The organism is Mesorhizobium sp. L103C119B0 (assembly GCF_000502235.1).
Classification (GTDB): domain Bacteria; phylum Pseudomonadota; class Alphaproteobacteria; order Rhizobiales; family Rhizobiaceae; genus Mesorhizobium.
Genome location: NZ_AYXE01000014.1, coordinates 79,764 through 103,482 on the forward strand (window position 1 = coordinate 79,764; position 23,719 = coordinate 103,482).

At 56.7% G+C, this 23,719-nt stretch carries 17 protein-coding genes and 1 pseudogene; 12 read left to right on the forward strand and 6 right to left on the reverse strand.

Features of this window, described 5'->3' with window-relative positions:
- Positions 1-103 precede the first annotated feature (103 nt).
- The 3 genes and pseudogenes from X728_RS144965 to X728_RS1000000170490 form a co-directional block, all read right to left on the reverse strand.
- A protein-coding gene (locus X728_RS144965) for an IS3 family transposase (RefSeq protein WP_245266196.1) occupies positions 104-1,290 on the reverse strand; the annotation gives its coding sequence in 2 pieces (ribosomal slippage) (positions 104-1,029 and positions 1,029-1,290; 1,188 coding nt in all).
- Between the two features lie 827 nt (positions 1,291-2,117).
- Positions 2,118-2,454 (reverse strand): annotated as a pseudogene (locus tag X728_RS0135825) (transposase); the annotation flags it as partial.
- A gap of 1,126 nt (positions 2,455-3,580) precedes the next feature.
- A complete protein-coding gene (locus X728_RS1000000170490; protein WP_155924017.1) occupies positions 3,581-3,805 on the reverse strand; it encodes a hypothetical protein in 225 nt (74 codons plus the stop codon).
- A 930-nt stretch (positions 3,806-4,735) separates the two neighbouring features.
- On the opposite strand from X728_RS1000000170490, the gene X728_RS1000000167930 reads away from it, so the two are divergent.
- The 8 genes from X728_RS1000000167930 (at position 4,736) to X728_RS1000000169315 (ending at position 15,708) form a co-directional block, all read left to right on the forward strand.
- On the forward strand, positions 4,736-5,989 hold the full coding sequence (locus tag X728_RS1000000167930; protein ID WP_023832400.1) for an acyltransferase: 1,254 nt from the start codon (positions 4,736-4,738) through the stop codon (positions 5,987-5,989).
- Between the two features lie 119 nt (positions 5,990-6,108).
- The gene (locus X728_RS144945) at positions 6,109-7,248 is read left to right on the forward strand and encodes an acyltransferase (protein WP_023832401.1); all 1,140 of its coding nucleotides are present in this window, start codon (positions 6,109-6,111) and stop codon (positions 7,246-7,248) included.
- Between the two features lie 285 nt (positions 7,249-7,533).
- Complete coding sequence (locus X728_RS144940) at positions 7,534-7,815, forward strand: hypothetical protein (protein WP_023832402.1); 282 nt, start codon at positions 7,534-7,536, stop codon at positions 7,813-7,815.
- 161 nt (positions 7,816-7,976) lie between these two features.
- A complete protein-coding gene (locus tag X728_RS144935) occupies positions 7,977-8,696 on the forward strand; it encodes a Crp/Fnr family transcriptional regulator (protein WP_023832403.1) in 720 nt (239 codons plus the stop codon).
- A gap of 376 nt (positions 8,697-9,072) precedes the next feature.
- Entirely contained in the window at positions 9,073-9,846 is a 774-nt protein-coding gene (locus tag X728_RS144930) for a response regulator transcription factor (protein ID WP_023832404.1), read from the forward strand.
- A 192-nt stretch (positions 9,847-10,038) separates the two neighbouring features.
- On the forward strand, positions 10,039-12,363 hold the full coding sequence (locus X728_RS144925; RefSeq protein ID WP_023832405.1) for an AGE family epimerase/isomerase: 2,325 nt from the start codon (positions 10,039-10,041) through the stop codon (positions 12,361-12,363).
- 217 nt (positions 12,364-12,580) lie between these two features.
- A complete protein-coding gene (locus tag X728_RS144920; protein WP_196815098.1) occupies positions 12,581-14,395 on the forward strand; it encodes a GNVR domain-containing protein in 1,815 nt (604 codons plus the stop codon).
- Between the two features lie 446 nt (positions 14,396-14,841).
- Positions 14,842-15,708, forward strand: a complete 867-nt coding sequence (locus X728_RS1000000169315; protein WP_081732458.1) for a sugar transferase — start codon at positions 14,842-14,844, stop codon at positions 15,706-15,708.
- 39 nt (positions 15,709-15,747) lie between these two features.
- On the opposite strand, the gene X728_RS144915 is transcribed toward X728_RS1000000169315, so the two are convergent.
- Positions 15,748-15,984 (reverse strand): hypothetical protein, encoded by a 237-nt coding sequence (locus X728_RS144915; protein ID WP_023832408.1) that lies wholly within the window; start codon positions 15,982-15,984, stop codon positions 15,748-15,750.
- A 205-nt stretch (positions 15,985-16,189) separates the two neighbouring features.
- Here X728_RS144915 and X728_RS144910 point away from each other — a divergent pair, with 205 nt between their 5' ends.
- Complete coding sequence (locus X728_RS144910) at positions 16,190-17,617, forward strand: hypothetical protein (protein WP_245266197.1); 1,428 nt, start codon at positions 16,190-16,192, stop codon at positions 17,615-17,617.
- On the opposite strand, the gene X728_RS144905 is transcribed toward X728_RS144910, so the two are convergent.
- Both X728_RS144905 and X728_RS144900 read right to left on the reverse strand, forming a co-directional pair.
- Positions 17,607-19,034 (reverse strand): polysaccharide biosynthesis/export family protein, encoded by a 1,428-nt coding sequence (locus X728_RS144905; RefSeq protein WP_023832410.1) that lies wholly within the window; start codon positions 19,032-19,034, stop codon positions 17,607-17,609. The two genes, X728_RS144910 and X728_RS144905, sit on opposite strands and share 11 nt — an antisense overlap.
- Positions 19,035-19,047: 13 nt before the next feature.
- Positions 19,048-19,914 carry a glycosyltransferase gene (locus X728_RS144900; protein ID WP_023832411.1) on the reverse strand — a complete coding sequence of 289 codons (867 nt, stop codon included), beginning with the start codon at positions 19,912-19,914 and terminating at the stop codon, positions 19,048-19,050.
- Positions 19,915-20,181: 267 nt separating this feature from the next.
- Here X728_RS144900 and X728_RS144895 point away from each other — a divergent pair, with 267 nt between their 5' ends.
- The 3 genes from X728_RS144895 (at position 20,182) to X728_RS144885 (ending at position 23,693) form a co-directional block, all read left to right on the forward strand.
- A complete protein-coding gene (locus tag X728_RS144895) occupies positions 20,182-21,498 on the forward strand; it encodes a glycosyltransferase (RefSeq protein ID WP_023832412.1) in 1,317 nt (438 codons plus the stop codon).
- A gap of 116 nt (positions 21,499-21,614) precedes the next feature.
- Entirely contained in the window at positions 21,615-22,709 is a 1,095-nt protein-coding gene (locus X728_RS144890; protein ID WP_245266198.1) for a class I SAM-dependent methyltransferase, read from the forward strand.
- A 24-nt stretch (positions 22,710-22,733) separates the two neighbouring features.
- Positions 22,734-23,693: a glycosyltransferase family 2 protein gene (locus X728_RS144885; RefSeq protein ID WP_023832414.1), complete on the forward strand. Its 960-nt coding sequence runs from the start codon at positions 22,734-22,736 to the stop codon at positions 23,691-23,693.
- Positions 23,694-23,719: the final 26 nt, after the last annotated feature.

Below are 23,719 nucleotides of genomic sequence, written 5' to 3' on the forward strand. Positions count from 1 at the left end.
GCTCGACGATCTCACACTGAAAGTTGCGACCTGACGGAGTCGAAGCGTTGAATGGGTGGTGCGCCCGTCGGGTGTTCATGGTTGTAGTAGCACCGCAGCACGATCACACCGGATCAATTGTCAACCCATCAGACCTGCTGACCTGGGACCCTTGTTCCCTCCAGTTCAATGGAGAGTCCGGAGTTTCATTTCTGGCCTCATGCGGCCTGTTTTCCAGAGCCATTTTGATGGCGAATTCGATGGGCGTGATGTTGCGCAGGGCTGGTCTGTTCTGGTTGTAGTCCTCCTTCCATGGATCGATTGCTGCCCGTGCTTGCGTGAGAGTGGAGAACAACGTTTCGTTCAAGCATTCGTCGCGAAATCGGCCGTTGAAACTCTCCACGAATCCGTTTTGCATCGGCTTGCCGGGCGCGATGTAGTGCCATTCGACGCCGCCTTCCTGGCACCATTTGAGGATCGCCATCGACGTTAGCTCGGTGCCATTGTCCGAGACGATCGTGCGAGGCCTGCCGCGGCGGGCGAGGATGGCATCCAGCTCCCGAGCGACGCGGGCGCCCGACAGCGATGTATCAGCGACCAGCGCCAGGCACTCGCGCGTGAAGTCGTCGACGACGGCCAGAACCCGGAACCGGCGTCCGTCCGTGAAGGCATCGCTTACGAAGTCCAGGCTCCAGCGCTCATTCGTCCGACCCGGCGCGATCATCGGCCGTCTTGTTCCCAAGGCCCGTTTGCGGCCGCCACGTTTGCGGACCTGGAGCTTCTCCTCCCGGTAAAGCCGCCGCAGTTTCTTCTGGTTCATCACGATCCCTTGCCGTTCAAGCATGATGTGGATGCGCCGGTAGCCAAAGCGGCGGCGCTCGGCAGCCACCGTCTTCATCGCGGCTCGAACGGCGGCATCGTCCGACCGGATGCTTGTGTAGCGAACGCTTGAGCGGTCGACGAAAAGAGCCTTGCACGCCCGACGCTGGCTCACCCCATGCCGATCGCAGGCGTGGGCCACAGCGCATCGCTTGGCATCGGGCGTCACCATTTTTTTGCGGCGACATCCTTCAGGATGGCATTGTCCAGCATCTGCTCGGCCAGCAGCTTCTTCAGCTTGGCGTTCTCCTCTTCCAAAGCCTTCAGCTTGCGCGCATCGGAAACGTCCATGCCACCGAACTTGGCCTTGTATTTGTAGAAGGTCGCTTCCGAGATCCCATGCTTGCGGCAGACATCGGCGGTCTTCATGCCCGCCTCCTGCTCCTTCAAAATCGCGATGACTTGTTCTTCCGTGAACCGTGAACGCTTCATTCGTCCGTCTCCTTGAGTGGGACAGACTCCACCAAAAACTGGAGGAGCTTCAGGGTCTCAGGTCACNCGCTTCATTCGTCCGTCTCCTTGAGTGGGACAGACTCCACCAAAAACTGGAGGAGCTTCAGGGTCTCAGGTCACGCCGAGAGAATGGGCGGATTGGTGAACGTGATGTCGCACCCCGGTAGCAGTGAGCATCTTTTGGGCTTTGGACCTTGCCGACCTGCGCAAGGCGTTTGGAAAGTTCGTTCAAGAGCGCGAGACAACGCCTCTTGAGTGGAACGAGCACACCAAGCTGTTCCTTGAAGAACGAAGGGAACTTCCAGCCGGTTGTTTACGAGCCCTGTGCTGGATCGACAAGCGCGGCGTTCCTTTGGCGTCCACTAGACTAGTGCTGCGTAGCTTTGGCGTGCTCTACGCATTCCGGCTCCGCGCAAATCGTCGAGGTGCGTAGTGACGACGGATGGGGCCGGATTAGAAATCGGATGATGGGTGGGGCAGATATCTGAGTTAGTGGAGTTCGTGTGCAAAAATAGCACACGAAAGTTCTGCTTCTCTTCTTTTTCGTTCCCACGACAGAGTCGCCGATATTCCTTTTCGGACGCTCTTTTGCCGTCGATATTGGCCGCTCCAACGCGGATGTCCGCCAAGATATCCGTGACCCTCATTGTCCGCCGCCGCGTTCGGTTTGCTAGGGGTTCTTGGTTCTTGGAAGCCCTTCGAGCTTTCTGTCCTACTCTCCGCCGAATTGCGCCGTAGATCGTGTCCCGCGGCGTGGTCTAGCTGGCGGCATTAGTCGCCGTGCTCTCCGGCATGGGCGGGGCTGATCAGCGCGCCACGGCTGGCAGGCTGATCAGCGGATCATCGCTCATCTGGCTGATCGTTTCCAGAGTCATATATCTGGCCCGCTGCACTGCCCATTCATCGTTCTGTTCGAGCAGGATTGCGCCGACGANTCGTTTCCAGAGTCATATATCTGGCCCGCTGCACTGCCCATTCATCGTTCTGTTCGAGCAGGATTGCGCCGACGAGGCGCACGATCGCATCGTCGTTCGGGACGATTCCGACGACCTCGGTGCGCGGCTTTATCTCGCCGTTGAGACGTTCGATCGGATTCGTCGAGTGGAGCTTGGCGCGATGTTCCTTGGGGAAGGTCATGTAGGCCGGTTGCGACCGCGGGCATCATCGCGCCATCGAGGGCACGGTCTCAATGATCGTGTAGGACACGGAGAGGCCGCTGTGATGTCCCGAAACGGATCAACCACGCTTGGCACCGCAATTGCTTGTGTAGAAAGACAAGCGGGATACTCCCTACATGATTGAAAGTGATCCTAAGGTTGGCTGCAATCGATGCAAAGTGCCCCTTATGGGTGTCACTCGGTCTCAAGGGTCCGACCTGTTAGCTTGCCCCAGTTGCGGCCTCTCGGACACTTACGACAATGTCATGCTTGAACTTGATCAGCGCACCGCAGAAGCACTTTCTCGTGCGCTCTGCCAACCGGTCCCGCCAAAGGCGTATCGTTTCGCACTGCTATTTCGGGCAGGGACGCGAATAGGCTAAGCTAAATATCAACCTCAGAATTTTGCGGTGACAACTTATTATTGGAGGCCGACACGGCCGGCTGAAGATCAACCAGCTCCATAAGTTCGTAGTAGACAAACGAACCGAGACTTTTCGAGCCAACAGTTTAGGCACGAATAGGCCCCGGCGACGGGTGAGACGTCGAGGCCCATGGACATGAACGAATCACATGGCATGTCCACAATAACAATGCGCCTGAATTTTCAAACAAATGATAAACCGGCATGCAACCTGACGAGGGCAAGTGGGAGAATCTCGGCTCGGGTTTGCGCTTGTATCGTCTGGCATCCGCTTGGTCGGCGCCTTCTTCAGTGGCGCAGCCTTACTGCCAAGCGGATGCACAATGACAATGTCGATCCTTCAACGGCCGCATGCGTGAAGAAACTCTTGAAGGAGTGCCTGTTCTTCGGCCGCGACCACGTCCGCAACGCCACCATCGAATTGCGGCAGGACTTCAACACGGCAGGGCCTCGTTCCCCACTCGGCTATCACCCCCTGCAGCCTTCGCCTAGGTCACCACCGTAACGGCTCCGGCGCTGCGATGATCGAAGGCTCTGTGCCTCCGGTTGCTCAACCGCGGTTGGTGCGGGAGGATCTGCCAACTTGAAGCATGCTGATGGCGCCGATAGAAGTGCGAATACAGTACGACGAGGCATACTCTTGTCACGCGAAGTGAGAAAGGGGGCGGCGGCATTAGCCCGAATTGCGCTAGAGTCCCCGCGTAAAGCGCCACACGGACAACAGACCTGTGAACGAGCCGAAAATGCCGATGACCCAGCCGATCCGCGCCACGGCAGCCCGCCATTGTTCCTTGCGTTCTTCCCGGACCGCGTTCCGGATATCCGAATATCCGCTTGCCGTCAGGATCCAGCAGTCAAGCTGGATTGACCGTTTCCACAGCGCGCCATCCTCAACCGCGTAGTCAATCGCCAACTTGTCTGCTTTCCGCAACAGTCGCCGCGTCCTAATCGCTTCGATCTGCTCTGAGTACAACAATGTCTCCCAATGACGTTTGTACCGTGCCCTCTCGCGTTCTGCGTCCGAGCCAGCCTCTCCTAGGGTGAGTTCATACGCGTGGTCAATTGCCTTGATCGTTCGCCGGTAGGCGTCAAGTTCTAACAACTCTCTGATTGGTAACGCTATCACAATTCCCCCCAAAGGCGCACTGCCCCTGCTGAGTCTACAACTCGGCAGAAAGGTCGGTCCATTCCGCAACTTGGATAGTGCAGGCATGCGAAGGGACTAGCCCTGTCGAACTATTCAAATACCGGTTCACCACCGAACGGTTTTGCGCCAGGTCCACGGATTGTGCGTCCTCACCCGTATCGCCAAACCTTCGTAGCGAATACGTGAGGAGGTCGTTACGGGCGCTGGCGAGACCGACTGTTCCTCGCAATTAGATAAGCCGCCAAGACCCCGGCAACACCCGCAGCAGCCTTAACGACAGCGTCATCGACGGCCGGGTGTCGTGTTGGGCTTAACAGCTGCAACGCCTCGATGCCGAACGCTGCAGCAACGACAAGGCAGAGCGTCAGGAGCCAATTTCGATGGTACGCGAGCCCGAGCAGCAAGCCAAAGGCTAGAAAAGCGGCTATTCGCTCGGGTTCCGGTCCAAAGCCTGAGATTGGCCGCAGCCCTATGGGATCAATCGTCACGACGACGATAGCAATAAAGGTTAGCCACGCGGCAGTCCGGCAGACGGTCACAAACATTCTTCACCACTAACAAGCAATCAGGTATGCATCTACCCTCAGTTTGATGGCAGCGGCTAGCCTTCTGCCCACATCCAAACGTACTAGCAGCCGCACCGACCATTTCGGTCTATCATCCTGCCTTTCGGGCCAGGCAGAGTGCGGGAATGCAATGAAATCTACCCATCACTATCTGGCGATAGACCTGCTGCGCATTCTGGCGGCGACCCTGGTGCTGTTGAATCACTTTGCAACTTTCGGAGCGGCCGCGGCGTCGGTTGTCGACCTCGACCAAGCCGCGTTCGGGTTCCTTTCGGCTTTCGCCGGCGTGGGCGCGGTGGGGGTCGAAATATTCTTTGTAATTTCCGGCTTTGTGATCGCCATGAGTGCTTCCGGCAAGGGGGGATTGTCGCACGCATTCCAGTTCGCGCGACTCCGCGCCGTTCGTATATTGCCAGCCTTATGGATATCTGCGCTGATCTGCCTTGCAGCTAGAGCTGCCTACGGAGAGAATATATCATCGCTGCCGATCGCGTTTCTTAGATCAATTATCCTATCACCAAAGGGGCCATACATTGACGGCGTCGTATGGTCGTTAGTTATCGAAGCGGTATTTTATACTACGATTCTAATCTGTATAGTTTCTCGATTTCGCCTAGCTCTTTATGGTTTGGCAATCGTTATAGGCGTATGCAGTTCGGTCTACCTAACAGCCCTGTTTCTTATCAATATCATGCCGGCCAATGGTTTCTCACCGGAGGTAATTGGGTCGTTATCCCGGTTCCATTTCAAGTTATTGCTTCTTCAGCACGGTGTTTTTTTTGCCTCCGGGATGATTCTGTTTAGCTTGAACGATGGTCTGCAGAAGCTCCGTCGTAAACAGATGGCTTCGTTGATGTACATTTTCCTCGCAATGGGCGTGCTGGAGGTAATGTCTTCGGTGGATAGGGCCTATTCCTACAGAATCACCGCAGCTGCAATCTGGGCCTTATGCGTGGCAGCAGCAATTCTAAACGTCGTTTCACAAGATGCAGTGAATTCACGACTCCTGAGATATAGCAGGGCGATCAAGTTCTTCGGCAAGTTGAGTTATCCTCTGTATCTCAATCATTACGCTTCTGGGATGATTATTGTTTGGTTTGTAAACTCGTTTGGAATTCCCACGCCTGTTACCTTTGGGATTTCTTTAATGACCGTATTGATTTTAAGCTTGGCTGTCCTGTGGCTGGAGGGCAAGATCCAGAGCGTGGCCAGAAGCTGGTTTCACAACCCCGCGTCAGCTTCGCAGGTCAAACCTGCCGGCGACGACACTCGCGTCCGGGTGGTCGCCGCAGGCGCCTTGCGCATTCTTGATCTGGGCAGCGGCCGTGCGGCGCCTGGGATATCGTCCGGGGTCGCAAGCCTGGGCTTGGACGGCCATGCTTAGCCGACCGGTTATCCGAAGGGATGAAGCCTTATTCAAACTGTGCAGTGGTCGCGGCAGGCCTTTCGATGTAGCAAAAAAGCGATCCCTTCGTCGCGTCGAGCAAAGACCCATAACATCACATGGACCGCAAGCCGCACGACTTCACCTTGGACTTCCTGCGGATACTCTCTGCGATCTTGGTGCTACTAAGCCATTTCGCTACATATGCCGCGACGTCGGCATCGGTAACCAGCGGAAAGGATGCGGCCTTTGGGTTCCTATCTGCCTTTGCAGGATTGGGAGCGGCAGGTGTAGCCACCTTGTTTGTAATTTCGGGATTTGCGATTGCAATGAGCGCCTCTCGCGGGGGCGGGGTCTCTGCGGCCCTGAGGTTCGCGCGTATCCGGGCTACGCGCATACTGCCTGCCTTGTGGGTCTCGGCGATCGTCAGTTTGGGCGCGCGCGCCTTTTACGGCGAAGACTTCCGAGCTCTGGTGATGGACGTTGCCAGATCTGCTGTTTTATCCCCCAAGGGACCATACGTTGACGGAGTCGTCTGGTCCCTTGTTGTGCAGGCGGTTTTCTACCTGTTGGTCGCGGTTTGTGTCATGTCCAAATTCCGTCTGTCGATCTATGATTTGGCAAGGTTGATAGGTCTGTCCAGCTCGGCATATCTTCTCGTTTTGAGCGGCCTTCATTTGGCGCCATCCTCCGCCGGGGCGGAGGATGCGATAGCTGTGCTCTCCCGCTTTCCTTTCAAATTGCTCTTGTTGCAGCACGGCGTCTTCTTCGCGTCCGGTATGGTCTTTTTCGTCGCCAGCAACCAAGATCGTGGACCAAGGCCCAGTTACATGACAATGACCATTCTGTTTGCTACGTTCTCGACAATGGGAGTAGTTGAGATATTGATAAATCTGGACAGCCCTGGAGAACACACATACATAGCGGTTTCAATTTATATCTTTCTGCTATCAACAATGATCCTTGGGAAACTGCGGGACCAGACAATCGGTAAAAGAATTGGGATGTGCGGCGATATAGTGAGATATATGGGCAGGGTAAGCTACGCCATATACCTAAATCATTATGCACTAGGAATGGTTATGGTGTGGGTTCTGTTCCGCAGAGGACTCTCAGCCCAGGCCGTGTTTGTCGTGTCTGTAACCTTGGTCTTGATTGTCAGTGCTGGCGTCAGCTGGTTGGATAGAAAAATCCAGAACGCCATTACCGGAAGGGTCGCGCGTCCAGCTTCAGGCGCAGCCAAACTGGCGGCTATGTGAACGCTCGCAACGCCAGACGGGGCAAACCCGCGGCAGGTTTTTTGCAACGATGAGTTGGTGAGTGCTGCGGAATCCTTCGCAGGATCAGTTTCCCAAATGCCGACCTCGCGACGAATGCCTTGCGTCGAGCGGTCCGCTTGGGGTTCTAGCCTGTCAATGAGCTACAGCTAACTTGGTAGGCGCCATACGCTGTGTCAGGCTGTTGAATAGGGCTAGTATGGTCCAGATTCTGACAACGGCGTGCGTTGTAGGTGGGTCCGGTTCGGAAAGGTCGAGAGATCAAAGATGGGAAAAAGGAAGTCACGAGGCAGACCGGGCGGCGACCTGCTCGTTGTGCAGTGCAATAGACCCCAGGCAATAGCACTTGCTGCCTTGCATGTGAGCGAAGCGCTGTTGCTCGAATTGGAAGCATCCGAGATACTCACGGCCAGAGAAATCAGGGGGGTGCTGAAAGACGCCGCAACGACGCTGCGGAATGCTGCAACGCAAGTGGACAACCGAAGTTGCATGGTGGCAAGTGAGATGGTTGAGGCCATCCGAGAAAGTTTCAAGAAAAGCAAAGCCTGATCCGCGCCTGGCGGGCGCTGTTTCGGCAGATTGGCTGCGGCCAACGCAAACCCGACGTCGCTTCTTCATCCAATAGGTGTAGCTAATATAGGCTACTCATCTACTCGAGCCTGATATACACTAACCCCTGGGTTGTCAAAAGGAGGGGCTGGTGGGGTTCAATGGTATCTGCATCGCATCCATCGTTAACCGGGATCGAAAACCGTCCTTCATCGACCCGACTGGACGATGATGACAGGGATTACATCAAGGCGCTCGGCTTCGTGTTGAGGCGGTATCCGGCCGAAACGGCAATCGTTGATCAAGGCCAGCGCGCTGCTCGTGTCTTCCTAATCGACTCTGGTTGGGGATGCATATCGCACAATCTAGCCGGCGGTCAGCGTCAGATCCTGGATTTTGCATTGAAGGGCGACGTCGTCCTGCCACACTCTTTCCCAGGAACTGCTCCGGAGACGTTTTTCGCACAGACCGATCTTGCGGTATTCGAGATATCAACCAAGACGTTCGCGCTCGCAGTCGCCAACTCGCCTCGCATAGCTTCCCTATTCCTTGAAGCTCTGGTTCATCAGCGGGCGCTTGTCGCTCAACATCTGACAAATGTTGGCCGGCGCAGTGCGTTGACGCGCACCGCACACCTCCTCCTCGAACTGAGGACGCGCTTGGAGCGCGTCGGTGGTGTTGCCCGCAATGGCTATTCTTGCCCGCTTACCCAGTACGACCTCGCCGACGCGCTAGGGCTGACGCCTATCCACGTCAATCGCATGTTGCGAGAATTGCGTGAACGCAAGCTTCTGGAGTTCCGTCAAGGCCATGTCCGGATCCTGGATCGAGAAGGCATCGCAAAGTTTGCAGGCTTCGACGACAAGTATGTCGACAACTGACGCATGTCCCCCATCTGCTTGTCCGAGACGGTCCATTCGGCCACCCGGGGGCGGGCGCTTCTATGCGGCCCGGAGAGTGTCGCATTTCGCACCCCAACAACACGAGCTCTTGCTGAGGGTTCTGCAACGAAACCGGGCGATCTTCCTCCCACCAGGTTAACTCAATTTTTTTACGTTTCCTTAACTTATATTAGTGAAACCGTGCAATCCCGCTGATAGCCTGAGTAGATTGGACGTGTGGCGACGGCGGGGGCCTGGGACGCACTGTCTGTCAATACTTGGCGCGAACATACAGTTTGTTCGCAGTATTTGGCTTTTCCCGAAATCCCCGTCTCGTCCCGGTCTCAAGCGTGGGTGATGTTTAGGGGTGAGTGGCATGATTACGGCAATTCAAACAGATACCAAACCGATCGTTGGGCTGGAACTCGTCGGTCAAAAAGGCGGAGCAGCAACAATACGTCTTCACGGACAGGCAACTGCTGAAACCTGCCTGGTTCTACTCGATGAACGTGTGCTTGACCGGCAATGCCTGGCGCAGTGCTTGACAACTTACCGTGTCGGGAAAGATATCGCGTCATTCGGTTCAATCGACGAATGGCAGTTATGCGAGCATATGCCGTCGGCTTCGGCAGTTCTGCTAAATCTGGGGAGCAGGAAGGTGAGTGATGCAAAGACAGGTGACGCGATAGCCGAGCTCGTCAAGAAGGCTCATCCCGCGCCAGTTGCGATCTTGGCCGACACTGACGAGTTGGAGCAGATTCTCAGGGCCCTGGGCTATGGGGCCAAAGCGTATATCCCCTCGTCCCTCCGCTTCGAAATTTGTGTCGAAGCAATAAACTTCGTCATCGCTGGCGGCACGTTTGTTCCGGCAAGTAGCCTTGCAGGGCTGCACAGGACCATCGACCCTGATGTCGAAATGTCAAGACATATGGCGAGCGTGTTTACCGAGCGGCAAGAGGACGTTGTCCAAGCTCTCAGACGCGGTAAGGCGAACAAGATAATCGCCCACGAGCTCAATCTCCGCGAAAGTACGGTCAAAGTTCATATCCGCAATATCATGAAGAAGTTGAAGGCAACCAACAGGACAGAGGTTGTCTATATGCTGAACGAGATGTTTCCCGGCGCAAGTCAGCCGCTACGAGCGAGTTGAAGCGATCTTTTGTGTTGATCTGGCATGCCTTGTGTTGGAGAGACTTCTCAGCGGCGACTCTCGCGAGCTACGCTGGCGTAGATTGTAATTCCAGTTCACAAGCGCTCCGAGATTTGCGTCGACGCCTGCCGCCGCGCTTCTCAACGGAAGCTATTGACGATCTGTGTCACGCCTGAGCCGGTTGAAAGCGTCATGACTGCTCGAATTTCTTGTTTTGTATTGAGTGGCGGAGTTGGTGCCCGGCTATGGCCGCTGTCTCGGGAGGACAACCCCAAGCAGTTCCATGATCTCGCTGGTGAAGGGTCAATGCTGACCCAAACCGTCATGCGACTGAAGAGCCGCTGCAACGCCGAGACGCCGATCCATCTGATAGCATCGGAACGGAACGCAGACAGAGTCTGGTCTGATCTCGCCGGAATTGACCTTTCTGGTGGAAGTGCCGTCTTCGAACCGGTCGGACGCAACACAGCCGCTGCCATCGCCACTGCGACACTGCACACGATCGCTCGCCATGGAGATGGGATCGTTCTCATCGTGCCCTCTGATCATGCGATCTCCACCAACCTGGAATTCTGGGAGACAATCGAGAAAGGCGTGCCAGCTGCGGACGAAAGCAGCATTGTTGTGTTTGGCCTGCGTCCAAGTCGCCCTGAAGCTGGATATGGCTATATAGAGGCCGGGGCGCCCACGGGTGAAACCGACATTCGCAACGTGCTTCGGTTCATCGAGAAACCCGAACTCGAGGTGGCAAAGAGGTACATCGGCACTGATTCATTTTTCTGGAACACCGGCATCCTTCTGTACCGCGCGAGCACCATGCGCGAAGCCTTTCTTCGCCATCGTCCCGAGATTTGGACTGGCGCTGAACAAGCCCTGGATGCGGCCACGACAAACGTCTCTGGTACTTATCTCCCGCTCGATCTCTATGCCTTAATCCCGGCGATTTCCATTGACTACGCCATCATGGAAAAAGTCAGCAATATCGCTTTAGTACCTGCAAGCTTCAATTGGAGCGACCTTGGCTCTTGGCAATCATTGCTGGATTCAAGCGTGACCGACCAAAGTGGAAATGTGGTGATCGGCGATGTCGTTGCCATAGACTGCGAGAATTCCTATCTGCGCAGCCGCGGCAGGTTGCTGTCGGCAATCGGGTTGAAGAACGTTGCCGTTGTCTCGACAGCCGATGCGACCTTCGTGGCCCCTGTGGCCGAAAGCCAGCATGTAAGGCGGGTTGTCGAACGGCTTGAGAAATGGGGCCGCCTCGAAACCAAGTTCACGCCTTCCCACAATCATGTTCTGCTGCCGGGCGCCTGGCGCGAGCGTGTTGCACACTGGCTTTTCAACGAGACATTGCCGCACTGGTCGACCGTGGGGGTGGACGAACGCCACGGAGGCTTCTACGAGGCATTATCGCTAGACGGCAAGCCGCTTGCCAAGCAAAAGCGCATGCGAACAATGGCGCGGCAGGTCTATGCGTTTTCAGTCGCCAAGCTGCGCGGATGGGACGGGCCTGCCGATAAGATCATCGCGCATGGCATCGAGTTCATGAAGCGTGGACGAACCCGCCGAGGCGGATGGGCACGTACACTTAGTGTCGACGGAGCCGTCGCGGATCCGTGCGAGGATGCCTACGATCATGCCTGCGTTCTTCTGGCCTTGGCCTACGCCCACCAGGCACAAAACCCGGAGGCGTTCAGGCTCGGCGAAGAGACCATGGCTTTCGTTGCCGCCCATCTCGAAGATGGCCGTTTCAACGGCTTCCTCGAAACGTCGAGCGGGACGGGGCTACGCCGCAGCAACCCTCACATGCATTTGCTGGAAGCCTTCTTGGCGTGGCATACGGCTACTGGCCAGCGGAGCTATCTTCGCCATGCAGCGCGCATCGTCGATCTCTTCCGTATGCATTTTTTCGATGCCGACAGTTGGACGCTCGGGGAGTATTTCGACGACAAATGGAAGCCGGCTGCCGGTGAGCAGGGGCAATGGACTGAGCCCGGCCACCATTTCGAATGGGCCTCGCTCCTTGTCGAATTCGCGGCCAAGAGCGGGCAGACTGATCCCATACCCTATGCAAGAAAGCTCTATGCTTCCGCTATAGCCAATGGGCTAAATCGATCGACCGGACTGGCCTATGGTGCCGTGTCGCGTTCAGCTTTGCCGCTCGACATGATCTCGAGGAGCTGGCCCCAGGCGGAGGCGATCAAGGCCGCGATCGCATTGGATGGGACCGGCGGGCCAGACCTGAAGCCGGAGATCGAAACCCGTGTTGGACGCTTGTTTCGCTGGCATATCGACCCGGCCCCGGTTGGACTGTGGATCGACAGGATCGATGAAAAAGGTAAGGCCTTAGCCACGGAAACGCCTGCCAGCATATTCTATCACCTGGTGACGGCTTTGATGCAGTATCTTGACAAGACGGAGAGCGCGACAGTTCGGCCGATATCGGCATCGCCTGGCGCACCAGTGCCCGGTCTGGATCGAGATATGTTCGATCAGGCGCTTCGGGATTCGGCTTAGAATGCCTATCATACCGGGGGAGGTCATTAAATGAGCCCACACCACCTAAATTGATAGCAACACCCCTCGGCGCATTGTACACCATTTAAACGGGTTTTCGCAGCGGAGGCGACAGCCTATCTCTCAATTGCTGGAATTGGTCCAGTCGTAAATATGGATTTCAAGCATGTTACAACGGTCGCTGGCGATGAACGACAGGTCGTGGCGAGAAGTTGGCATGTCGCATGAATTTATCAGCCTTCACGATGTATTCTACTTTGTGAGACAGTATATTGTCGTCATATCCACGTTTTGTGTCGCCGGTCTCCTGCTATCGGCGTTCTATGTCATCACCTCTGATCCAATCTATTCGGCGCGAACGCAAATCTTGATCGAGCCGAAGATTCCCCGCGGCCTTCAGCAACAGCAGCCCGCCGAAGTGAACCTGTCTCTCGACACCGCCCAGGTCGAGAGTCAGCTCGCGGTTCTGCGCTCCCAGAAGATTGCGATCATGGTAATAGACGACCTTGGACTTATGAACGATCCAAGCTTCAGGGACATTCATGGGCCTGGTATTGAGGCTAGGATTCGAAGGGCCTGGGCCAGCATCGTTGACGCCGCGTCGCTGCGCGACCACGGCGGCTACGCCGCGTTGGGGAATTTCCTGGGATCAGACGACAGACAAACGGAAGTTCCGCAAACGGAATCGGAGCGCGAGCGCGTCGCGGTTGAGGTGTTTGCTGAGGGTCTGGAGGTGCAGCGTGTCGGCGTCTCATACGCGATCGATATCACCTTCCAGTCCTTGGAACCGGCTTTGGCGGCACGTATTGCAAATGCGACGGCCGATGCATTCGTGCGCGAGCAGGTTCAAACGACAACGCAGGCAGCTGGAGAAGGGATCGCTTGGTTGGAGAAGCGGATGCAGGAGGTCGGCAACCAGATGAACGAGGCCACCCGCATCACCCAGGAGTTTCGGGCAAAGCATGACTATAGTATTGATCAAAACCAAACGCCTGTCGGCGGCCAGGATGGCGTGGCTGGTGGCGAACGTCAGACCACCCTGGAGCAGCTGGAAGTTACCGCGGATACCTATCGCAAGATGTACGAGAGCCTGCTTGCGGCATACACAAATTCGGTTGATCAACAGCCATATCTAATCGCAAACGCTAGGGTAATCACCTCCGCGACCAGCCCTAAAGTGGAAAGCTGGCCACGTAGGAAACTGGTCCTTGCCTTCGGGGGACTCGCCGGCTTGGTCGCCGGCATCGGCTTTGCCGTTGCTCGACGAAGTCTTGATCGCAATGTACGCTCGGCGCAGCAAATCGGCCGGGAACTGGGTCTGGCGTGTATTGGAGAGTTGCCTCACGTTCGTTTCAAACGAGGTGGCTTCGGTCGTCTCGACGAGGTGCTTAGAGAGCCTCAATCCGCCTTCGCGGCCAGCTTGAAAAATGCCAAGCTATCGATCAACATCGCTAGAGCGCCCCGCCAGCCGCGGATCGGGATCACTTCAGTGTCCCCCGGAGACGGAAAAGCCACCGTCGTGAGCAATCTGGCGGCGCTCTATGCAGCATCCGGCATTCAAACTCTGGTCGTTAATGCCGATAGTAACTCCGCCTTGGCCAACGATTTGCTGCAGACCCCGAACTTCGATGTATTTGAGCAGGAATCGGTCGATGCAAAAGAGCATGTAAGAAAGATCCAGTTAGTTCGGGAAACTGGATATTATTGCTTGAACGGTTCCGAGAATGGAGCAGGCAAATTAATTATTGCCAAGAATCTGGAGAAGGCTCTGAAGGAAATTGGCCTTTACTACAAGATGATTTTTGTAGACCTGCCGCCTTTAACGTCGGGATCCGATGCGCTTTCAATCTGTCCGATGCTTGATGGTGTGATTGTTGTGGCGCAGTCGGGCGTAACTTCCATGGACCAACTCGCAGAGTTAGCGGCGGTCCTCAAGAACAACAATTCAACCGTCCTGGGCGTAATCCTCACTAAAGTCCATTCAGGTTCGGCGCGTAGTCACCGTCAGCTCGCAGCTCAGGCTCCACGCTGACGATCGCCCGCTGGCGCGTTGCAGTCTCGGATTGAGCACCCCGTCGATTTGGTTCGGCTGACACGACAGTCTGGAATCCTGCCGATGGAATGCATAGGCGCCCTGCAAAGCCGATGACAGACATCGCCAGGCATGGCTGCACGCCATCGCCCCGTTTCGTTTCGCCCTGAACGACAGTCTGGCCGCCGCTCCGTCCGATAGGCCCGCCTCACACCCGCCAGCGTAGCCGAGCGGGCTGCGGCAAGGCTTGCGCCGATACTCGCAGGTGTCGCCGGTGCGCTATCGCGGATAAACGCTGGCGGGTGCGCATATTGGGATGGGGCACCAGGGACGTTCTCTAGCAACTTCGGCGTAAGTTGGGTCAAGTGCGTAATCGCACACCTACTACCTTTTCGTTGCTTGCTGACCGGCATGCTCGATTGCGAATATGTCAAGGAAACAGAAAGTTGTCGCTACAAATGCCGGACATGTTTGAAAACAGCCTGCAGCAGCTTGGAATCCCGAGCCCTTCGGTGGGGGCGCGAGCCGCGTCGGCGGCATTGTTTACCCTGCCGAAGGTCAGTGCAAGCATCAGGCCGCATGTACAAACTGTCTGTTCAAAAGAAGTCAGCGCCAGCCACCCCCCCAACGCCGTGACTCCCGTGACCGACATCTCATCGGCAATCGCCAACGACAATGTGCCAAGCCGACGCCTGCAACCAATCGGGGGGCGTGCAAAACGGCTGCTGGATCTCCTGGTTGCCTCAATCGCGCTCGTTCTGGTAAGCCCCGTCATGATATTCATCCCCCTCGTCATTAAAATAACGACGGGCGGGCCGGTACTATTCGTTCACCGCCGCATCGGGTTCAACGGAGCACCCTTCGACTGCTACAAGTTCCGTACCATGGTTCGAAATGCCGAGGAGGTGCTGGAAAGACATTTGAGTTCCAATCCTGACGCCGCTCAAGAGTGGGAGGCCAACCAGAAGCTGAAGTGCGATCCACGTGTTGTGTTTTTTGGCCATATGCTGCGGAGATCGAGCCTGGATGAACTGCCGCAGTTGTTCAATATCATGCGTGGCGACATGAGCTGCGTTGGTCCGCGACCTGTCGTAGCCGACGAACTGGAACGCTATGGAACCGCATCGCTGGACTATCTGAAAGCGCGCCCAGGGCTGACCGGCCTTTGGCAGGTGAGCGGCAGAAACCTCGCCGAATATTCTTCCCGTGTATCGATCGACACGCAGTATATCCAGACATGGTCATTCGCACGCGATCTCAAAATTCTTGCAAGGACAATCCCGGCTATTTTGCGATTTGATCAGACTTCCTAGGTGGCACCCGCTGGAACTGCTCCCAACGCGCTTGCAACGCTACCGGGTGCGGTGGCGCAGCAGTCCGATCGCAAGGCCGATCAGATAGAAGGCCTGTGCGACCAGAACCAGGCAGAGTGTAGAGCCGATCATGGTTCGAACCGAAAGCTGGAGAACACTGCCGGTGATGACGCCCATGAGGATCACCACAAGCGTAGCCACAATGATCGCTGGCGCGCGGAACTTCAGCCCGATCAGCAAGGAAAGGCTTGCAACGCCGGCGACGGCAAATAACACGACGATCTCCCCAGGTCGGCTTGGCACGGTCGATCTGATCAGCGTGCGCAGGAGATCAGAGTCGGCCCTTCGTGTGAAGCAGATGATTTGTCCATACGCATGCCCATCGTACGCCCGTTATTGGAGGATTTGAGTGCAGATCTCCGTCGTTGGCCTGTTGATATGCTGTGGAATCCTAGCAGTTGTGACTTACATGCGTTGGTCAATGATCACGGCCCTTATTGCCTCGCTGGCGTTCGGCGCGACCGCAATCGGTACAATAGGCACCCTGGGAGGATCATCTCCGCTGATCTTCACGATTTTCAACATACTGCTCATCACGACGGCGTTGGCGCGGCGTGGAATATGGCGCGAAATTGGAACAGCCTTCGGCCATATTGGTGCAACATGGATCGTGTGCGCGCTGATGATCTATGTGACTTTGGGCGCGCTGCTGCTCCCACGCCTGTTTGAGGGACAGACCAGTGCCTTTGTTGCTTCTCGAACCGGCAGGGGCGTCTACGAAGCGGCATTGGCGCCGGTGTCGGCCAACATTTCTCAGACCGGATACTTCGTGCTTGCTGGGCTTACGTTTCTAGCGGTCTGCGTGCTGGTTCAGCGCGAGGGTACGTTAACGGGCATCAAACGCGGTTACTTCTTGTGGTTCATCTTGCACGTGTCGATGGGCATGCTGGATCTGTTGGGGAAAGTCGCAGGCCTCGGCGACATCCTCGCCCCCATCCGGACCGCCAACTACTCCATGTTAACAGATGTTACAGAAGCCGGATTCTTTCGCATCGCGGGGGCGTTTTCAGAAGCTTCGGCCTTCGGCGGCGTCTCCCTGTCAGGCCTTGCGTTCAGTTACACCTACTGGACCAAGACCGGATCCAAGTTTGCGCTCGGCTTGGGAGCCGTATTGTTCGGACTCCTGTTGCTATCGACGTCATCGACCGCCTATGTCGGTCTTACCGTCGTCAGCTTGCCGGTCGTGATATCCATCGCAAGGTCCCTGGCTTCAGGTCGGCTAAGATCTGGGGAAGCCCTGCTTGTGACGCTTCTCATGCCCCTGCTGCTCCTGGCTACGGGCGTCATCTTGTTTTACCCTCACTTCCTTGATCCGGTGGTGCAGCTTGTCGACACCACCATCATCAACAAGGTCACTTCGACCTCCGGCCAGGAGCGCAGCTACTGGAACTACAAGAGCCTGCAGTCCTTCTTCGATACGGCGGGGCTGGGAGTCGGCCTGGGCAGCTCTCGAGCGTCAAGTTGGCCGATAGCACTTCTATCTCAATTGGGGTTGTTCGGTACGGTTATCATGATGGTTCTACTGGCGATGCTGATGCGGGGTCTAAAGGGCAGCAGCCATGTCGATCCGCAGGTGGACGCCATTGCCTCGAGTGCCCGCGCATGCGCATTGTCCTCACTGGTGGCTGGATCGCTGGCCAGTGGCAGCCCCGACCCAGGCATCGTGTTCTATATTCCACTTGCTGTCGTTCTCGTGTGTCGACGCTTGCCCGTCAAAGACAATCGCGCCGTGGTTGACGCCATACCGCGGTTCGAAAATCCAGCACGTTCCGGCAAGCGTCGGTCGGGTTCGATCCTCGGGGCGCGCGTGACAAGTCGCGAATGCCCGCTGTCGTGGCCTACGGAATAGCGATAGTATTGGCGGCGTCTTCCCGAAGTACCATACTAGGCGGCTGCTTGCGTCCCTTTAATGTTGCGCCAAACGCACCCGGGTCATCCGAGAACATCCGTAGGTCGACTTTTATGGTATCCCCGGGCTCGACAGTGCTCGTCTCGCTCGCTTCCATCTTCTCTGTCGTACCGTCCGCGGATTGCCTGAAAATAGTGTAGATCGGCGCTGCCGCTTCCGTATCGGCCCGGCGGGCTTCCAGGCTTGGGGCGGAGACTTCGGAATCGTACAACAGCTGCTGTGTTGTCTCTGTCTTGCTGGCGAGGGCATCGAGCTCAGCCTGCGTTTGGCGCAAGTCGACCGTCACCTCGTTTCTTCTCCCGTCCTGGAGTTCGAGAATGGAAATGTCCGTCTTGCTAATCTCCTGGCGGCCCCGCAGCAGGCTGGTCTCAGCCGCAAGTCTTTCACTTTGGGCCTGCGCGAGGGTCCGTTCCAACGAGAATTCGCGAGGCGCAACTGCGAGACCTTTGTCCACCAGCGCTGAGACGCTTTTCAGCTCCTTTTGAATCGACTTGATCTGCGTATCCAGGAAGACCAGCTGCTCCTCAAGAGACATGAGTTCTTTTTCAAGGAAGTCTCGCAGGTTTTGAAGCGCCTTGATCTGGGTATCCAGGCCTTCGCTCCGCGCCTGGAAGACCAGGCGCTCCTGCTTGACGATCGTGGCGATTGCACTTTCTTGAATGTGGGCCGTCACTTCCGGCGGGAGGGCTAACTCGCCGGCATGAGACAGTTCCGCCTCCAGCCGCGCTTTACGTACGAGCAGATTGACTTCGTTCAACCTGATCAGACCAAGATCCCCGCGGGCCTGGATCGCCTCGCGCTCGTACCTCGCGTCCTTGTCTTCCCGGGTTCGCAGTCCGCCTGCAAGACTTAACGCCTTCAAGACCGTCAGGCCCGGCCGATACGCGAACTCTCCCGACTGCGAGACCTTGCCCACCACGTAAATCGGTCGGAACTGGACGATTTCCACCGCTGCGGCCGGTGGTCTTGCAAGACCAATGCTTCGCATCAGGCTTCCGCCGACGAAGCCCGCGACCTCCTGGGCCGTGAAGCCGGCAGCCTTGACTTCTCCGACCAATGGAAGGGAAACGAAGCCATCTGGGCCGACCGTATAAACGTCATTGAGCGCATCCCATGCAAATATCGAGTCCCGAGACGCGCGCCATTCGTAGACCTTCACGCGAATCTTGTCTTGTGCCCCCAGAACATACCCCGTGGGGTTGGCAGATGAAGCGCCAACGGCTGCGCTGGCTGAAAGTCCAGCCAGCAACGCCACACGAAGCAAATGCATGGTCCTCCATCGATTGAACAGCTTACGTGAGCACGCCACGCGATCGGTCAACCAAGCGTAAATCGAACGAGTTGGCTCTTCCAGCATCACTACCTCTGCACTAGATTTCCAAGATATATTCTGGCTGTACTCGACCTCTCGCCACATGTGATATGGCAAGAAGATTGCCCCGCAGGCGCCCCCGCCGATCAACATAGGACTCCGGCCAGAGGCTGCGTGCGAGATTGGCGAGAAGATTCTTGCCCACCAGCCGCAATGCGAAGGTCAACGGAACTGTGCCTTTGCGGAGAAGATATATCGGGTTGGCTACCTGAGAATAACCGAAGCGAACACCACTAACGCGGCCGCTCTTCACGCCGAGGTGGACACCCCTGACCGAGTTCAAGCCAACAACCCGCCCTTTGACTCTAAGTTGGCTGGTGAAATCGACGTCTTCCTGCCACCCATAGAGGACAAGGCGCTCGTCAAAGCGCAGATTGCCTATGAATGCCGCTCTGATGGACATGTTACAGCCATAGCCGCACAGCTTGTCCACGCCCCGCGCTTGCGCGGCGGGGCCGGCATCTCCAAGCGCTTGCATACCCTCATCCCACGTGAGGCCTGCCGAGCTTGCTCCATCCCTCAGCACGTTGCCTGTTATGACCGCCCAGTCGGGTTCCTGCTCGAAGGCCGTCGACACGCCGGCGAGATAGGTGTCTTCAGGAATGAAGTCGTCGTCGAAAAAAGTGACAATGTCGAACCGGTCAACGACCGCGTCGAGAGCGATGTTTCGCTGAGCGGGCAAACCGGTCTTGCCGAGCAGTATCGAGACGGGGAACGTTGAGATCATATAGGTTGGGATGTGTCCGGCATCCGGTGCGGAGATGATGACGGCGTCCGGCAATCTGGACTGCTTCTCAAGCTGTGCAAGAAGTCGGGTCACGTGTTCAGGACGTCCGAACGTTGCAATGGCCACGACCACTTTCATCGACGATCAGCTCTTCCTTTGGCAAACAAAACCAGATGCAGGCTCTAGGCCGCATGATGCATCCTAGTGCGGCAAACGCAGCGATGCAGCCTGTGCATAAGGTTGGCGCTGGTGCCCGCTCTTAGGCACATCGAAGTAGCAGGCTTACTCCGTTGGAATGCACGCATGCATGCTCCGTCAGGGACGCAGCTCAGCCTGAAAGGGAGCTTGTGCAGATCGGACGCGCAACACACTGTCGCATCATGGCAAGGGGTCGGGGGCAATCACATGCGTCATGAGCGGCGGACAAAATCTTCTGACTCGCAACGTTTTGGTGGCAGTAGCACCCGTTCCACGGCCGCGGCGCCATTGCCTGCTATCGACCGCAATGCCCGCATCGCGGTCGTGCACGACTGGTGCCCAAATTTTCGAGGCGGGGAGCGCGTTCTCGCTCGTCTCTGCAAGATATTCCCCCGGGCCGAAGTCTTCACGCTGTTCGATTTTCTCCCGAAGGATGTAAAACAAGAACATTTCAGAGATGTCGTATTCCACGTGTCTCCGATGAACCGCCTTCCGTTTGTGAGGAAGTATTACCGGTCACTGTTCTTTCTCTGCCCATTCATGGTCGAGCAATTCGATGTAACCGGGTACGATGCCGTCATTTCCTCGTCTGCAGCCTTTTCCAGAGGGGTTCTGACGAGGCCGGACCAGCCCCATCTTTGCTATGTCCACAGTCCGGTGCGATATGCCTGGGACGAGCAATTCTCTTACCTGCAGCAAGGTGGGCTAGGATTCGGGCCGAAGGGCCTGGCGTTTCGGTATCTGCTTCACAATCTGAGGATATGGGACGTTCGCACAGCGCATGGTCCTGATCTGATGCTGGCAAACTCGACCTATGTCCGTTCGCGAATCCAGCGGATCTACGGTCGCGATGCAAGGGTGGTCCATCCGCCTGTGGCCATCCAGGAGCTCGAATTTGTCACTGACAAAAGCGACTACTATGTGACGGCTGCGTTTCACGCTCCTTACAAGCGCACGGACCTCATCGTTGAGGCATTCAGCAAAATGCCGTCGCGCCGACTAGTTGTTGTGGGCGACGACGTGCAATCAAAGCACCTGAGATCGATCGCCGGTCCTAACATTGTCTTTACCGGATACCTGCCGCGGCACCAATATGTCGAGAAGATCGCGAGAGCTCGCGCCATGGTTTTCGCCGGATGCGAAGATTTCGGGATTGCCCTTGCCGAGGCGCAAGCGTGCGGTACCCCGTTGATCGCTTTCGGCCGCGGCGGGGCTCGTGACATCGTTCGGCCGCTTGGCGACAGCAATCACCCGACCGGCGTGCTCTTCGACAAGCAGACACTAGGCTCCCTTTCGACCGCTATCGAGCTGTTTGAGGCGAACACAACCTCTATTGCGCCGAACGCATGCCGCCTGAATGCAGCCCGGTTCTCCGAGGAACGGTTTGATTTGGCGATATGTGACGCCCTTGGCATTGCTCAATCCGTCCAGTCTGCCCGCGAAATGGGACACAACGCATATCTCGGGGCCGAGAGTACGGCCCGAGACATTTCCGATAGCCTTGCCGAGGCAACCCTGCCGTGAATTCATTCAATCCGCATGCTGCCGGCCAGGCACTTCGAGCTACGGCGTGCCCGTGCTGCTCAGCGGCGGTCGGTCGATCAATTTATCGCGTCGAATCCGTCCCGGTTCATAGTTGCGTGCTCTTGAACACGGCTGAGGAAGCTCAGGCCTTTCCCCGTCGCCAGATTGATCTGGCATTCTGCGAAGCGTGTGGCTTCATATTCAACAAGGCCTTTGACGAAGGCGTTATGCTCTACTCGACCAATTTCGAAGAGTCGCAGCATTTTTCGAGCACATTCAACAAGTTCGCGAAAGAACTCGCACATGAAATCTCTCGCAAATGTGAGATAGCGGGCAAGAGGGTACTGGAGATAGGCTGCGGCAAGGGAGAATTCTTGCGAGAACTCTGCCAGTCAGGCAAGGCCACGGGAGTCGGCATCGATCCAGGGTATCGCGCCGATAAGGGGCGGAACGAAGACTTCCAGAACATCGAGTTTATCGTCGATTTCTTCGGAACGCGGTATCGGCATCTTCAATCCGATACGGTCCTTTGCCGGCACACGCTCGAGCACATAAATTGGGTTGCCGCATTCGTGCGGCTGATCCGCGAGATGGTTGGCGAGCGGACCGAAGACTGGATATTCTTCGAAACCCCCGACGCAAAACGTGTGCTCGCCGAAAGTGCCTTTTGGGATATCTACTACGAGCATTGTTCTTATTTCAGTGCCGGTGCGCACGCGCGACTATTTCGGCAAGAAGGCTTCGACGTCACCGATCTGGAACTCGTCTACGACAAACAGTACATCGTGCAGTACGCCAGGCCGTCAAAAGGTCGATCAACGCCAAGGCTGCCGCTGGAGCGCGACCTGGAGGAAATGCACCGCTTGGCCGAAACGTTTCCCATGCGCGTAAGGGCTTCGCAACATCGATGGCTGGAGCGCATCCGTTCTGCCCATGCCGCTGGCCGGCGCGTGGTGCTGTGGGGCGGCGGCTCTAAGGCGGTGTCATTCCTGACGACACTGAACATAAGCGAGGAGGTGTCTGCTGCTGTCGACATTAATCCTTACAAGCAAGGCAAATTTACGCCGGGGAGCGGCCACCCAGTGATCGCTCCGACAGAGCTTGTTGATCATCCACCCGACCTCGTCATCGTCATGAACCCGATTTATCGAGACGAAGTAGTCCAATCCCTGGACGCCTTGGGCTTGCGGCCGGAAGTGGTCTCGGTCTGACGGTGTGCGCGGAGCGACCTGAAAATGGAACAATCCATGCCTCCACCACAGGTATCCTTAGGTCTGCCCGTCTATAACGGCCAGAATTTCCTCGCAGAGGCGATCCGTTCGATCCTCGATCAGGACTTCAACGATTTCGAGCTGGTCATAACCGACAACGCCTCCACGGACAGGACCTCGGATATCTGTAAGGAATTCGCACGACGGGATGGACGCATCCGTTATTTTCGCAACGAACGCAATCTGGGCGCCGCCGGCAACTTCAACCAGGCTTTCAAACTGAGCACCGGCAGGTATTTTAAATGGTGCGCGCATGACGATACGGTGAATGGAGGTTTTCTCACGGCGTGCGTTCGTGCACTCGACGAGAACGACACCAATGTGATTGCTTACCCCCGCTTGCTGGGCATCGACGAGGCCGGACAGTTGACGGGCTATGTCGAACGTGTGCTGCCCGGCATGGAGAGAGCGCCGCCCGCGTCCCGCTTCCGGCTGATGGTTGCGGCGCACGGTTGGGACGCGGCCATGTTTGGCCTTTGGCGGCGAGACGCCTTGGTCAAAACAACATTGCACGAGCCGTACTATGGGTCTGACTGCGCCCTTCTGGCCGAGATCGCTCTGCTGGGGACGTTTGTGGGCGCTCCCGAGGCCGTTTTGTTTAGCCGTGACCATCCGATGCGTTCGGTTCGACTGCCGAGTTCCGATCGACTGGCCTGGCAAAATCCGGATGGCTCCAAGGCAAACGCCTTTGAACTGTCGACACGGCTAAGGCACCTGGTCGCGATTGCCTATCGGCACCGCGGGATCGTACCGTTTGGTCGGACACTTTTTCATCTGATTGCCTGGACCCTCAATCCACTGCTTGTCGCACGGTTGTGCCTTGAGGCCGTGGGGGTCGTTTCTCCCACCTTGCGCACCAAACTGCGCGGTGCCGGCCTTGGTGCGCTAAAACGCATCCAAACCTTCTCCAATCGAACTGGCTAAAGGAGCAATTTTGGTGACCATCCGCT

Bases quoted from the DNA above. Each gene is read 5' to 3' on its own strand.
- X728_RS144925 (WP_023832405.1), top strand. From the start codon at position 10,039: ATGACTGCTCGAATTTCTTGTTTTGTATTGAGTGGCGGAGTTGGTGCC.
- X728_RS144935 (WP_023832403.1), top strand. From the start codon at position 7,977: ATGGTATCTGCATCGCATCCATCGTTAACCGGGATCGAAAACCGTCCT.
- X728_RS144940 (WP_023832402.1), top strand. From the start codon at position 7,534: ATGGGAAAAAGGAAGTCACGAGGCAGACCGGGCGGCGACCTGCTCGTT.
- X728_RS144930 (WP_023832404.1), top strand. From the start codon at position 9,073: ATGATTACGGCAATTCAAACAGATACCAAACCGATCGTTGGGCTGGAA.
- X728_RS144895 (WP_023832412.1), top strand. From the start codon at position 20,182: ATGCGTCATGAGCGGCGGACAAAATCTTCTGACTCGCAACGTTTTGGT.
- X728_RS144905 (WP_023832410.1), bottom strand. From the start codon at position 19,034: ATGCTGGAAGAGCCAACTCGTTCGATTTACGCTTGGTTGACCGATCGC.
- X728_RS144900 (WP_023832411.1), bottom strand. From the start codon at position 19,914: ATGAAAGTGGTCGTGGCCATTGCAACGTTCGGACGTCCTGAACACGTG.
- X728_RS144920 (WP_196815098.1), top strand. From the start codon at position 12,581: ATGTCGCATGAATTTATCAGCCTTCACGATGTATTCTACTTTGTGAGA.
- X728_RS144910 (WP_245266197.1), top strand. From the start codon at position 16,190: ATGATCACGGCCCTTATTGCCTCGCTGGCGTTCGGCGCGACCGCAATC.
- X728_RS144885 (WP_023832414.1), top strand. From the start codon at position 22,734: ATGGAACAATCCATGCCTCCACCACAGGTATCCTTAGGTCTGCCCGTC.
- X728_RS144945 (WP_023832401.1), top strand. From the start codon at position 6,109: ATGGACCGCAAGCCGCACGACTTCACCTTGGACTTCCTGCGGATACTC.
- X728_RS1000000167930 (WP_023832400.1), top strand. From the start codon at position 4,736: ATGAAATCTACCCATCACTATCTGGCGATAGACCTGCTGCGCATTCTG.